Annotated in this window: 10 protein-coding genes; all 10 read left to right on the plus strand. The window is 65.1% G+C overall.

Features of this window, described 5'->3' with window-relative positions:
- The first annotated feature begins 11 nt into the window (after positions 1–11).
- Positions 12–716, plus strand: coding sequence for an NUDIX hydrolase (locus ACETMP_RS31370; protein WP_375159162.1), 705 nt, complete (start codon positions 12–14; stop codon positions 714–716).
- Between the two features lie 93 nt (positions 717–809).
- Entirely contained in the window at positions 810–2,132 is a 1,323-nt protein-coding gene (locus ACETMP_RS31375) for an ABC transporter substrate-binding protein (RefSeq protein WP_375159163.1), read from the plus strand.
- 15 nt (positions 2,133–2,147) lie between these two features.
- Entirely contained in the window at positions 2,148–2,915 is a 768-nt protein-coding gene (locus ACETMP_RS31380; RefSeq protein ID WP_375159164.1) for an ABC transporter ATP-binding protein, read from the plus strand.
- 3 nt (positions 2,916–2,918) lie between these two features.
- Positions 2,919–3,623: an ABC transporter ATP-binding protein gene (locus ACETMP_RS31385; RefSeq protein WP_375159165.1), complete on the plus strand. Its 705-nt coding sequence runs from the start codon at positions 2,919–2,921 to the stop codon at positions 3,621–3,623.
- Between the two features lie 5 nt (positions 3,624–3,628).
- Positions 3,629–4,510, plus strand: coding sequence for a branched-chain amino acid ABC transporter permease (locus ACETMP_RS31390; RefSeq protein WP_375159166.1), 882 nt, complete (start codon positions 3,629–3,631; stop codon positions 4,508–4,510).
- Positions 4,507–5,526, plus strand: coding sequence for a branched-chain amino acid ABC transporter permease (locus tag ACETMP_RS31395; RefSeq protein WP_375159167.1), 1,020 nt, complete (start codon positions 4,507–4,509; stop codon positions 5,524–5,526). The genes ACETMP_RS31390 and ACETMP_RS31395 overlap by 4 nt, the downstream gene beginning before the upstream one ends.
- A complete protein-coding gene (locus tag ACETMP_RS31400; protein WP_028137969.1) occupies positions 5,486–6,436 on the plus strand; it encodes a polyphosphate kinase 2 family protein in 951 nt (316 codons plus the stop codon). Before ACETMP_RS31395 ends, ACETMP_RS31400 begins: the two co-directional genes overlap by 41 nt.
- A gap of 836 nt (positions 6,437–7,272) precedes the next feature.
- The gene (locus ACETMP_RS31405) at positions 7,273–9,609 is read left to right on the plus strand and encodes a mechanosensitive ion channel domain-containing protein (RefSeq protein ID WP_375159168.1); all 2,337 of its coding nucleotides are present in this window, start codon (positions 7,273–7,275) and stop codon (positions 9,607–9,609) included.
- A 100-nt stretch (positions 9,610–9,709) separates the two neighbouring features.
- A complete protein-coding gene (locus ACETMP_RS31410; RefSeq protein WP_375159169.1) occupies positions 9,710–10,711 on the plus strand; it encodes a Bug family tripartite tricarboxylate transporter substrate binding protein in 1,002 nt (333 codons plus the stop codon).
- 292 nt (positions 10,712–11,003) lie between these two features.
- Positions 11,004–12,656 (plus strand): NAD-dependent malic enzyme, encoded by a 1,653-nt coding sequence (locus ACETMP_RS31415; protein WP_375159170.1) that lies wholly within the window; start codon positions 11,004–11,006, stop codon positions 12,654–12,656.
- Positions 12,657–12,746 lie beyond the last annotated feature (90 nt).

Raw genomic sequence — 12,746 nt, forward strand, 5'->3', positions numbered from 1 at the left:
AGCCGTCCCGCATGACGTTACCCATCATTCATCGCGTCACGACGCTCGCTCTTGCGGTGCGGCCGGTCGTCTGGCCGTTCGCCGAGGAGCGTCGTGACGAGATCGCGGCGCACTTCGCCGAGAAGCAGCGTGAGCGGCCGAAGATCTGGAACGGCCGGGTCCTGCTTGGGCGCGATCCCGTGTTCGCGGGCGGCCATTTCGCTTCCACCTATTTCGAGACCGATTTCGCAAGCTTCCTCGCCTGGCGCGACTGGGGCTTTCCCGGCGTCCCCGTGTTCAACGGTTTCGGCATGGGCGCGCTGCGCACCTCCGACGGCGCCTTCGTGATGGGTGAGATGGCGCAGCACACCGCGAACGCAGGCCGCATCTACTTCCCGTCGGGCACGCCCGATCTCGACGACGTCAGGGACGGCGCGCTGGACATTCCCGGCAGCGTGATCCGCGAGCTCGAGGAGGAGACCGGTCTGACGCCGGCCGACTATCGGGCCGAGCCGGAATGGCATTGCGTCGTCAGCGGTCCGACGATTGCGATGATGCAGGTGCTCAACCTGGATATGTCGGGCGAGGAGGCCCGCGCCCGGATCGAAGCCAACCTCGCCCGCGAGGACGAGCCCGAATTGTCGGCCATCCATCTCGTGCGAGGGATGAGTGATCTGAAGCCGACCATGCCGCGATTTGTCACGGCCTTTATTGAGCAGCAGTTCGCCTCGCGCTGATGCGCAAGGCTTGACATCCCTGCGCTCTGCCCATGTGATGGGGGCAAGCAAGATCAAGACGAATGCAACGCACAATCGTCCAGGGAGGTTTTGATGCGCATGCGCATGGCTGCCCGTTTGCTACGTGGGCTGTTGGTCGCGATATCAGCGACAGGCTTGGCGGTGTCCGCCGAGGCCCAAGACAAGGCTCAGGACAAGAAGCTCAAGATCGGTGTCATCTATGATCTGACCGGCCCGCTCGCCGGCGGCGGCTCGGAGCTGCAATATACCGGCGCAAGGATCATGCTGGATCAGTACAGCGGGAAGGACGTCGAGGGCTACAAGATCGAGGCGATCTATGCCGATGCTCAGAGCAAGCCGGACGTCGCCATCAATGAAGCGATCCGTTTGATCGAGCAGGAAAAGGTCGACATGCTGCTCGGCTTCTTTTCCTCGGCGCAGTGCGTGCCGGTGGCAGCTCGCGTCGAGCAGCTGAAGAAGTTCATGTGGATCACGACCTGCATTTCGTCCGCGGTGCTGGAGAACAAGAACTACAAATACGTGTTCCGGCCGCAGGCCTCCGGCGATCAGTTCGGCATGATGACGATGGACTTCATCGCGCAGAACACGAAGGAAAAGCTGGGCAAGGATCCGAAGGACCTGCGGGTCGCCATCATCCATGAGGACGGCGCCTACGGCGTCGACGTTGCCAAGGGCAACGAAGCCGGTGCCAAGAAGGCCGGCTTCAACATCGTGCTCAGGGAAGGCTATTCGGCCACGGCCCCGGATTTGTCTGCGCTGGTCACCAAGCTGAAGCGGGCCAAGCCGGATGTGGTCTTCCATACCGGTTACAATCCCGACATCACCCTGCTGCTCCGGCAAGCTCGCGAACAAGGGCTGAAGTTCGGAGCGCTGGTGGGACATGGCGCGGGCTACGGGGTCTATGAGAAGCTGAAGGAAGGCCTCGGCGCCGATGTCAATTACGTCTTCAACACCGATCCGATCTCGATCTGGCTGGCCAACCAGAAAAGCATGGATCCGAAGCTGCCGCCGATCATCAAGGCGGTCGGCGAGGAGTTCGACAAGCGCAAGCCGGGCCTCGCCATCCGTTCGGCTCATGTCGGCATGGCTGCGTCCAACACCTACCTGTTCCTGACCGACGTGCTGCCGCGAGCGATCAAGAAGTATGGCGGCATAGATCCCGACTCCCTGCGCAAGGCAGCACTCGACACCGACATTCCCGAGGGCGGCACCATGCTCGGCTTCGGCGTCAAATTCCACGGCGAGGGCTCGCCCATGGCCGGCCAGAACGAGCGCTCGTTCCCCGTCGTGATCCAGTACGTCGACGACAAGTCCTACGTGGTGTGGCCCAAGAGCCAGGCGCAGCGCGAGGCCGTGCTGCCGCTGCCGAAGGGCACCACCTATAGCAACCAGTAGCGGCGGAGAGCTTTGGTGCTGGAAGTCAGCGGGCTGGTGAAGCGGTTTGGCGGCTTCACCGCCGTGAACAACGTGTCGTTTCGGGTCGACCAGGGCGAGATCCTCGGCCTGATCGGCCCCAACGGCTCGGGCAAGAGCACGATCTTCAACATGCTCTCCGGCACGCTGGCGCCGACCTCGGGCTCGATCCTGTTCGGCGGCTCCGAGATCGCGGGCCTCGCCCCGCACCGGATCATCAACAGCGGCATCGGGCGGACCTTCCAGATTCCGCGGCCGTTCCGCCGCCTGACCATCTTCGAGAACGTTGCGCTCGCGGGCTTTTATGGGCAGGGCCGCCACAGCCGCGTCAGGGCCGAGGAGGCGGCCGAGCGTTCGCTTGCGATGGTCGGCCTGCCGACCGATCGCCATGCCAGCGTCGACGGTCTCGGTGCCGCCGGCCTGAAGAAGCTCGAGCTCGCCAAGGCGCTCGCCACCGCGCCGAAGCTGCTGCTGGCCGACGAGAGCCTCGGCGGCCTCGACGAGGCCGAGATGGACCAGGCCGCCGACATGCTGCGCAACATCCGCGACGAGCTCGGCATCACCATCATCTGGGTCGAGCACATCATGGGCGTCTTGATGCGCGTCGTCGATCGCGTCATGGTGCTCGATCACGGCGAGAAGATCTCGGAAGGCCTGCCGAGCGCGGTCGCCGGCGATCCGCGCGTCATCGAGGTCTATCTCGGCACCGATGCCGAGACCACGCAGGCCGCGGCCGCCGAAGCGCGCCGCCGCGCGGGAGGCTAGCCGATGCTGGAGCTCCGCGCCGTCAATGCCGGCTATGGTACGTTCCAGGCGCTGTTCGACGTCAGCCTCGATGTGAAGGCCGGCGAAGCCGTCGGCGTCATCGGCCCCAACGGCGCCGGCAAGACCACCCTGATGCGGGTCATCTCCGGCCTGATCCGGCCCTCGCGCGGCTCGATCCGGATGGAAGGCGTGGACGTCGTGGCAACGCCGCCGCACAAGATCGTCAGCCTCGGCATCGCGCATGTGCCGGAGAACCGGCGGCTGTTTCCGCAGCTCACGGTCGACGACAATCTCAAGATGGGTGCCTTCATGAAGGAGGCGCGCGGGCATTATGCCGAGCGGCTCGATGTCGTGTTCGACCTGTTCCCGCGCCTGAAGGAGCGGCGGCACCAGATGGCCGGCACCATGTCCGGCGGCGAGCAGCAGATGTGCGCGATCGGCCGTGCGATGATGTCCAATCCGAAGCTGCTGCTGCTCGATGAGCCGTCGGCCGGGCTTGCGCCGGTCGTGGTGCAGCAGGTGTTCGAGCTGGTGAAGCGGATCCGCGCCAGCGGGCTGACGGTGCTGATCGTCGAGCAGAACGTGCAGCAGGTGCTGAAAGTGGTCGATCGCGCCTATCTGATCGAGGCGGGCACGATCAGGGCGTCCGGCACCGCGGCCGAGATGCTGGCGAGCGACACGGTCAAGGAAGCGTATCTCGGGGTGTGATGGGCATGCAGGGATTCCTCGACGTCTTCGACATCTACCTGCTGGAGGCCGTGATCAACGGCATCCTGCTCGGCGGCGTGCTGGCGCTGCTCGCGCTCGGGCTCAACCTGATCTTCGGCGTCATCGACGTGACCTGGATCTGCTACGCCGAGCTCGTGATGATCGGCATGTACGGCATGTATTTCTTGGTGCAGGTTTACGGCGTCAGCTATTTCGTTGCCGCACCGCTCACCATCCTGCTGGTCGCCGCGCTTGGCGCGGCGCTGCATTACCTCGTGATCGCGCCGCTACTGACCGCGCCGCCGATCAACCAGCTGCTCGCGACCGGCGGCGTTCTGTTCGTGCTGCAGAGCTTTGCCACCGTCGCCTTCGGCATCGACTTCCGCAATCTCGGCATCCGCCTGCCGGTGCTCGCCTTCGGCGACATGAATTTCAGCTATGCGCGGCTGCTGTCGTTTCTGGCCGCGCTGGTCGGCATGGTCGCGGTCTACCTGTTCATGACGCGCACCTTCACCGGCACCGCGATCCGTGCCATCTCGCAGGACCGCCAGATTATGGCGCTGATGGGCGTCGACACCAGGCGGATCTATCTCGTCACCTCCGCGCTCGGCGGCGCACTCGCCGGGCTCGCCGCCTGCCTTCTGGTGTTGCAGTATGACGTGCACCCCTTCGTCGGCCTGTCGTTCGGACCGATCACCTTCCTCATTTGCGTGCTCGGGGGCCTGGGCAATTTCATCGGCGGCTTCATTGCCGCCTTCGTCTTTGCCGAGATCATCTCCCTCGGCGGCCTGTTCTCCGACCTCGAATGGGGCTACGTGCTCGCCTTCGCCTTCTTCATCGTCATGATGTTCATCCGGCCCGCGGGCCTCCTGGCGAGGCGCCGATGACGGGGCAGGGGCGGCTTGCGGCATGGGGAATAGGCCTGGCGGCGCTGGTCGCGCTGCCGTTCGTCTATCGCGATCCCTATCATCTGCACATCCTGGTGCTGATCCTGATCTGGTCGTTCGCCTACACCTCCTGGTCGGTGATGGGACGGTTCGGCCTGGTCTCGCTCGGGCACGGCGGCTTCATGGGGATCGGTGCCTATGTCACCGCGCTGCTGTGGAATCACCTGGGCCTTTCGCCCTGGATCGGGATTCCCATCAGCATGATCGCGGCCGGCGCGCTGGCGCTGATCGTCGGCTACCCCTGCTTCCGCTTCCGCATCACCGGGCATTATTTCGTGCTGGTGACGCTGGCGCTGTCGGGCATCGTGCTCCAGGTCATCACCGCGACGCGCGACTACACCGGCGGCTCGCTGGGCTATACGCCGAACCGGACCTCGGGCAACAAGCTGCTGGCGCTGCAATTCGACGACAAGACGACCTGGTACCTGATCGCGCTCGGGGTCTGGCTGTTCGGCATCGTGATCTGGCACTGGGTCGACCGCAGCATGGCCCGCTATGCGCTGGAGGCGATCTCGGAGGACGAGGACGCGGCGGCCGCCGCCGGCGTCGACGTCACCGCAGAGAAGTTGAAGATCACGCTGCTCAGCGCGTTGATGACGGCGCTCGCGGGCGCGATCTACTGCCAGTACCAGATGTTCATCACGCCCGACACCGTCAGCGGCATCGCGGTGTCGCTGCAGATGGTGTTCGCGGCCATCGTCGGCGGCCTGTTCGTCTCGCTCGGCCCAACCTTCGGCGCCATCATCACCATTCTGCTGGCCGAGAGCCTGCGCATCGGCTTCGGCACCAAGGCGGTCGGCTGGGACAATCTCGTCTACGGCGTGCTGCTCGTGCTTTTCATCATATTCCTTCCCAAGGGCGTCCTTGGTAGCCTGCTCGACCGACTGAAGCCGCAACGCAAGGTGCCCCGCGCTCATGAGCAAGAAACCGTCCAAGCCGCTCGCCCAGGAGCTTGACCGCTACATCACGCCGTTCCGCTATGACGGTTCGGGCAAGTTTCATCTCAAGGATCACAAGACCAGCGAGAAGGGCGGTCTCGACAAGGAGGCGGCGCAGGCGATTCTCGACGCCAACAAGAAGCGGCTGACCGAGTTTCAGGAGAAGCTCTACGCGCAGGACCGCTGGTCGCTGCTGATCGTGTTCCAGGCCATGGACGCCGGCGGCAAGGATAGTGCGATCAAGGCGATCTTCGAAGGCATCAACCCGCAGGGCTGCGAGGTCCATGCCTTCAAGGCGCCGAGCAGCAAGGAGCTCGACCACGACTTCCTCTGGCGCCATGTGATCGCGCTGCCCGAACGCGGCCGAATCGGCATCTTCAACCGCTCCCATTACGAGGAATGCCTGGTGACGCGCGTGCACCCGGAGCTCCTCGCCAAGGAGAAGCTGCCGCAGAGGCTCCTCACCAAGAACATCTGGAAGGAGCGGTTCGAAGACATCTCCGCATGGGAGCGCTATCTCTGCCGCAACGGCACCGTGGTGCTGAAGTTCTTCCTCAACGTCTCCAAGGACGAGCAGCGCGAGCGCTTCCTCGATCGGCTGCAGGATCCGGCCAAGCAGTGGAAATTCTCGATGGGCGACATCGAGGAGCGCGCGCTGTGGCCGCGCTACCAGGCAGTCTACCAGGATATCGTCCGGCACACGGCGACGTCTCATGCGCCTTGGTACGTCGTGCCGGCCGACCACAAATGGTTTGCGCGCGTCGTGATCGGCTCAGTGATCAATGCGACGCTCGAAAAGCTCGACTTGCGCTTTCCTCGCGCCGACAAGGCCTCGCTGCGCGAGTTCGACGAGGTGCGCAAGGCGCTGGAGCAGGAAGAAAACAGAGGCAATACAAAAAAATCGCGAAAACAACCCCATGCACAGTAGCCGGTGGCAGCAAAATCAATGGCTTGGGCGGCCGGGAAAGCGTTCTGAATTTGCGAATTTTGACGCGTCGGGCAAAACAGACGCTCGGCGCGCCCTGCGGAACCGGCGGCTCAATTGTGATGTCGCACCCCGGCTGATCCCGCTTGACAGTTTTGTGTCACAGGAGGACCATGCCGACGGTCGCAAACAAGCGACGCGCAACGTCCACCTCATGAGCAAGGGGAGGTCTATGACTCCACCTCCGCAAATCCAGCCGCGTTAAGTGCGATGGAGCTCGTTCGGACTATCGCATAGCGGCAAAAACCGCGAACGGCACGCCGGGTCAAGGTTTAGCGGGCTGCATCAGTGAGGCAGAGCCCCTACCTTCCCGGCGCTGTATTTTGCATCACATCGATCGTGCTGACGGCCGTGACGAGGCCGCGCGCCTGTCTCCTTCTGACATCCCGCTTGCTCTCTTCCTCCTCGCTATCATTCCGGCCACCTCCCGGAATGAGGGAGTAACTGCATGCGGGCTAGCTCTGTCCCCACGCCGTCATGGCAGGCTTGTCCCAGCCATCCACGCCTTGCTGCAGGGCACGAAGAACGCGCATGCCCGGGACAGGCCCGGGCATGACGACTTCCCGCCAGCTGCGGGAATTCCCACGGAAAGGCGGCTCGCGTTGACGTCGGGCTCCACTGAGTTCCCTCATCTCGCATTGCGACAAATGCCAAGAGAATGTCGTCTCGAAGGCCAATTTCCGACACAGGCGAGGGGCGAATAACGGCAATCCGACATGACGCATGTGTTTCGGTGGTCCCGATGCCGCCGGCGCATGCATTTTTTTCAGGGAATCCTCGTGTCGCAGAAGCTTGCCCAGGCCTTCCTCGCCGTTCTCTTCCTCGCGCTCTCCTTCCCCAGCGTTCGCGCCGAGCAGGCTCAGCCGGCGACGACCAATGCCGCGGTGTTGTCGCCCGAGGAGGCCAGGCGCGCGCTTGAGACGCTCCAGGACGACAAGAAACGCGCCCAGATGATCGACACGCTGCGCGCGATCGCCAATGCGTCCGGTCCGCAGCAGCCCGCGACGCCCGCGCCCGCGCAGACGTCGCCGATTCCGCTCTCGGCCGACGGCCTCGGTGCGCAGCTCCTGCTCACCGTGTCCGAGGAGATCGGCGAGATCTCGAGCGAGATCGCCAGCGTGGCGCGGACGATCACGCACTTCCCGGCGTTCTATTACTGGATCGTGCGGACGGCCAACGATCCCGCGGCCTATAACCTTCTGATCGAGATCGCCTGGAAGCTTGCATTGGTGCTCGGTTGCGCGCTGGTGGCCGAGTGGGTGCTGTTCCGCCTGATCCGCCGCCCGGTTGCCTTCCTGGAAGGACGGGTGCCGCAAGCCGCGCATCTGCCGGCGCAGGCGCTGCCGATGGCCGATCCGCCGTCTTCGGTCGCCGATGTCGCCCCCGCGCCCGAGCTGCACAAGCGCCGTCACAGCCTCGCGCGCGTCTGGCAGGTCATGCTGCGGCTGCCGCCCGTGCTCGGCCGCCTCGTCCTCGAACTGCTTCCCGTTCTCGTCTTCGTAGGCGTCGCGACGGCGCTGCTCGGCACCGAGATCGGCCAGCCCACCACGGTCCGCCTCGTGATCCTCGCCGTCGTCAACGCCTATGCGTTCTCGCGCGGGCTCATCTGCATGGTCCGGGCGCTGGCGGGGCCGTTCGGCCTGTTTCCGGTGCGGGCCGAGACGGCGGCCTATGTCGAGATCTGGGCGCGCCGCATCGTCGGCGTCGGCGTCGCCGGCATCGCCTTTGCCAATGTCGCGCTGCTGCTCGGTCTGCACCGCGCCGGCTATGCCGCGCTGATGCGCATGGTGATGCTGATCGTGCACCTCTTCGTCGTTGTTATCATCCTGCAATGCCGGCGGCAGGTTGCCGAGGCCATCCGCGCGCCGGCCGACCGGCAGGGAATCGCAGCCCGCCTGCGCAACCGCATCGCCGGCGGCTGGCACTATCTCGCCATCGCCCTGGATCTCGCGCTGTGGGCGGTGTGGGCGCTCAACATCCGCAACGGCTATTCGCTGCTGCTGCAATATTTCGTCGGCACCATCGTGGTCGCCGTGATCACGCGGCTCGCCGTCATGCTGACGCTGAGCCTGATCGACCGCGGCTTCCGCATTCAGCCGGAGATTCTCCAGCGCTTTCCGGGCCTCGAGATCCGCGCCAACCGCTATTTGCCGCTGCTGCGCAAGATCGTATCCGGCGTGATCGTCTTCATCGGCCTGGTGGCGGTGCTCGAAGTCTGGGGTGTGGACGCCGTCGTCTGGTTCTACGGCGGCCAGATCGGCAGCCGGCTGATCTCCGCCTTGGTGACGATCGGTCTCGCCGTCTTCATCGCAGCCGCGATCTGGGAAGCCAGCAACGCGCTGCTGGACCGCCAGATCAACACGCTGTCGCGCGATGGGCACTATGCCCGCGCCGCGCGCCTGCGCACCTTTCAGCCGATGCTGCGCACCGCGCTGCTCTGCCTGATCGCCACGATCGTCGGCCTCACCGCGCTGAGCGAGATCGGCGTCAATGTCGCGCCGCTGCTGGCGGGCGCCGGCATCGTCGGCATCGCCATCGGCTTCGGCTCGCAGAAGCTGGTGCAGGATCTCATCACGGGTCTGTTCCTGTTGCTGGAGAACACGGTGCAGGTCGGCGACAATGTCAGCGTGTCCGGGCTTTCCGGGACGGTCGAGAACGTCTCGATCCGTACCATCCGCCTGCGCGCGGGCGACGGCGCGGTGCACATCGTGCCGTTCAGCGCGGTCACGACCATCACCAATGCCAGCCGCGGCGCCGGCAATGCCTCGGTCAGCGTCAACGTCGCCTACAGGGAAGACACCGACCGCGCCGGCCAGATCCTCAAGGACATCGTCGACGAGATGCGCCGCGAACCCGAATTCCGCGCGCTGATCCGCGGCGACCTCGATCTTTGGGGCATCGACAAGGTGGACGGCGCGATGGTGTCGATCGTCGGCCAGATTCGTTGCACCGAGGCCGGGCGCTGGCCGGTCCAACGCGAATTCAACCGCCGCATGAAGCTGCGCTTCCAGCAGAACGGCATCAACGTCGCATCCGCCACCCAGACCATCCTGATGCACATCGCGCCGCCGGCAGACGGTGCCGCGAGTCCGACGCCAAGACGGGCGGCCGGTTAGTCGCCCGGCGGGAATTTCCAGCTTGCCTCCGTCCAGCCGGCAGCGTTCACTCTGCTTCCAACCCGCTGCCACATGCGGGCGGCAAGACGGGGAGGGACCGATGCGGGGGCTGTTGTGGGCCGGATTGCGCGGCGTTGCGATCGTCATGGCCGCGTTGATGGGATGTGCGGCCTGGTCTGCCCAAGCCGTCGCGCAGCCGTTTCCCTCGCGTCCGATCACGCTCATCGTGCCGTTCGCGGCCGGCGGCCCGACCGATACGCTGGCTCGGATCCTGTCCGAGCGGATTGCCGCGGAGCTGCACACCACGGTCGTGGTCGAGAACGTCGCCGGTGCCTCCGGCAGCATTGCCGGCGCCCGCGTCGCCCGCGCGACGCCTGACGGCACCACGATCACGATCGGTCATTGGGGCACGCATGTGCTGAACGGCGCGATCCTCAAGCTGCCTTATGACGTCGTGGACGACTTCGAGCCGGTCGCAATGATCGCGATGGGTACGCAACTCATCGTCGGCCGGACGTCGCTCGAGGCGAACGATCTCAAAGGGCTAATCGCCTGGCTGAAGGCCAATTCCGGCAAGGCCACCGCGGGGACCTCGGGGGCGGGCACGGGAGCCCACGTCGCCGCCGTCTTCTTCAAGGACAAGACCGGCACCGACTTCCAGTTCGTGCCCTATCGCGGTGCAGGGCCCGCCATGATCGATCTCGTCGCCGGGCAGATCGACATCATGTTCGACCAGGCGGCGAACTCGCTGGCACACGTCAAGAGCGGCGCGATCAAGGCGTTCGCCGTGACGTCGCCGACCCGGCTTGCCTCCGCTCCCGACATTCCGACCGTCGACGAGGCGGGCCTGCCGGGGCTCTATATTTCCTACTGGCACGGCATCTGGGCACCGAAAACCACGCCGAAGGAGATCGTGGCCAAGCTCAACGCAGCCATCGTCGCCGTGCTTGCCGATGCCGCGGTCAAGCGGCGCTTTGCCGAATTGGGTCAGGAGATACCGCCGCCCGACCAGCAGACGCCTGCGGCGCTCGCGGCTTTCCAGAAGGCCGAAACCGCGAAATGGTGGCCGATCGTGAAGGCGGCGAACATCAAGCCGGAATAGCTGCAACAAGCACTGCTCCTCATCCTGAGGAGGCCGCGTAGCGGGCGTCTCGAAGGATGTGCCGCGGGCGAGACTTGGGCCTTTCATGGTTCGAGACGGCGCTCACGCGCCTCCTCACCATGAGGGCAAACAGTCTCGCTGCGTAAACCTCTTCGCACAACGGCCAGTCGTTCGCGGCAATCTCGCTGCGGTGCGAGATCACAATCGGCGCCTCGGTCTCTACGTCCTTGATCTCGATCGGGCGCTGGCCGACAATGTCCGCTGTTCAATGTGAAGCTCCTTGGGGGAATTCGTGAATAGACCTGCTCGGGTCGTTGCCCAATCGACGTCGTCAAATCCGCCGCAAGGCATGGCGCTGCTGCGCGATCCGCTGCTCAACAAAGGCACCGCCTTCACGGAATCCGAGCGCGCCGCACTCGGCCTGCGCGGCCTGCTGCCGCCTTGCGTGCTGACGATGGAGACGCAGGCGCAGCGCGTCCTCACCAATCTGCGCACGCTGCCGACCGATCTGGAAAAATATGTCGCGCTGAACGCGCTGCATGACCGCAACGAGGCGCTGTTCTTCCGCCTCGTCGTCGACCATATCGACGAGATCCAGCCGATCATCTACACGCCGACGGTCGGGCTCGCCTGCCAGAAATATGGCCTGATCTTCCAGCGGCCGCGCGGCATGTTTATCTCCTCGCGCGATCGCGGCCAGATCGCCGAGCTGCTGAAGAACTGGCCCTACCAGGCCAAGCTGATCGTCGTCACCGACGGCGAGCGCATTCTGGGGCTTGGCGATCTCGGCGCCAACGGCATGGGCATCCCGGTCGGCAAGCTCTCGCTCTATTCGGCCTGCGCCGGCGTGCATCCGGAATCGTGCTTGCCGATCGTGCTCGACGTCGGCACCAACAACGAAGAGCTGCTGAACGATCCCTATTATCTCGGCCTGCGCGAGCGGCGGCTCACGGGCGAAGCCTATGACAGCTTCGTCGACGAGTTCATGCAGGCTGCGCGAAAGACCTTTCCGGGCGTGCTGATCCAGTTCGAGGATTTCGCCAATCATTCGGCGTTCAAGCTGCTGCACAAATATCGCGACGAAGCCTGCGTCTTCAACGACGACATCCAGGGCACCGCGGCGGTGGCGCTGGCCGGACTGTTCTCGGCTCTGCGCATCTCCGGCGGCAAGCTCAGGGATCAGCGCATCCTGTTCCTCGGCGCGGGCGAGGCGGCGACCGGCATCGCCGATCTCGTGGTGTCGGCCATGATGGCGGAGGGCGCCAGCGAAGCGGACGCGCTCCGGCGCAACTGGCTGGTGGATTCCCGCGGCCTCGTCGTCGGCGGCCGCGATGGTCTGTCAGGCCACAAGCTGCGCTATGCACATGCCGGCCAGGCGCCGATCTCCGACTTCCTCACCGCGATCAGGACGCTGAAGCCGACGGCGATCATCGGCGTCGCCGCGGTCGGCGGCGCCTTCACGCCGGAGGTGCTCAAGACCATGGCCGAGCTCAACGAACAGCCCATCGTGTTCGCGCTCTCCAACCCGACCTCGAAGGCGGAATGCTCAGCCGAGGATGCCTATCGCTACACCGGGGGCCGGGCGCTGTTCGCCTGCGGCAGCCCGTATGATCCGGTCAAGCTCAACGGTCGCAGCTTCGTGCCCCGCCAGGGCAACAATTCCTACATCTTCCCCGGCGTCGGCCTCGGCGTCATCGCCAGCGGCTCGCGCCTCGTGACCGACGAAATGTTCATGGCGGCGGCCCATACGCTTGCCGATTGCGTCGGCAAGGAGGACCTCGCGCAGGGCAGTCTCTATCCGGCGTTGCCGCGCATCCGTGAGGTCTCGGTCCGCATCGCCGCGGCCGTTGCCGATGTCGCCTATCAGCGCGGGCTGGCGGCCGGACCGGCGCCCAACGACGTCAAGGCCCTGGTCCAGTCCCAGATGTACGAGCCGCATTACTGACCCACTGGGTTGGCCGGCCCTCGTCTGGCGGCTGTCCCGATTCAGGACGCGTCACTGTGGTGGAATCGTCACAGCTGACGCGAAATGGCG

The sequence above is a fragment of the Bradyrhizobium dasycarpum genome, assembly GCF_042019905.1.
GTDB classification, from domain to species: Bacteria; Pseudomonadota; Alphaproteobacteria; order Rhizobiales; family Xanthobacteraceae; genus Bradyrhizobium; species Bradyrhizobium japonicum_B.

What these genes read in the sequence shown, in the direction of transcription:
- ACETMP_RS31370 (WP_375159162.1), top strand. Translation starts at nt 12, where the DNA reads ATGACGTTACCCATCATTCATCGCGTCACGACGCTCGCTCTTGCGGTG.
- ACETMP_RS31375 (WP_375159163.1), top strand. Translation starts at nt 810, where the DNA reads ATGCGCATGCGCATGGCTGCCCGTTTGCTACGTGGGCTGTTGGTCGCG.
- ACETMP_RS31385 (WP_375159165.1), top strand. Translation starts at nt 2,919, where the DNA reads ATGCTGGAGCTCCGCGCCGTCAATGCCGGCTATGGTACGTTCCAGGCG.
- ACETMP_RS31390 (WP_375159166.1), top strand. Translation starts at nt 3,629, where the DNA reads ATGCAGGGATTCCTCGACGTCTTCGACATCTACCTGCTGGAGGCCGTG.
- ACETMP_RS31395 (WP_375159167.1), top strand. Translation starts at nt 4,507, where the DNA reads ATGACGGGGCAGGGGCGGCTTGCGGCATGGGGAATAGGCCTGGCGGCG.
- ACETMP_RS31400 (WP_028137969.1), top strand. Translation starts at nt 5,486, where the DNA reads ATGAGCAAGAAACCGTCCAAGCCGCTCGCCCAGGAGCTTGACCGCTAC.
- ACETMP_RS31410 (WP_375159169.1), top strand. Translation starts at nt 9,710, where the DNA reads ATGCGGGGGCTGTTGTGGGCCGGATTGCGCGGCGTTGCGATCGTCATG.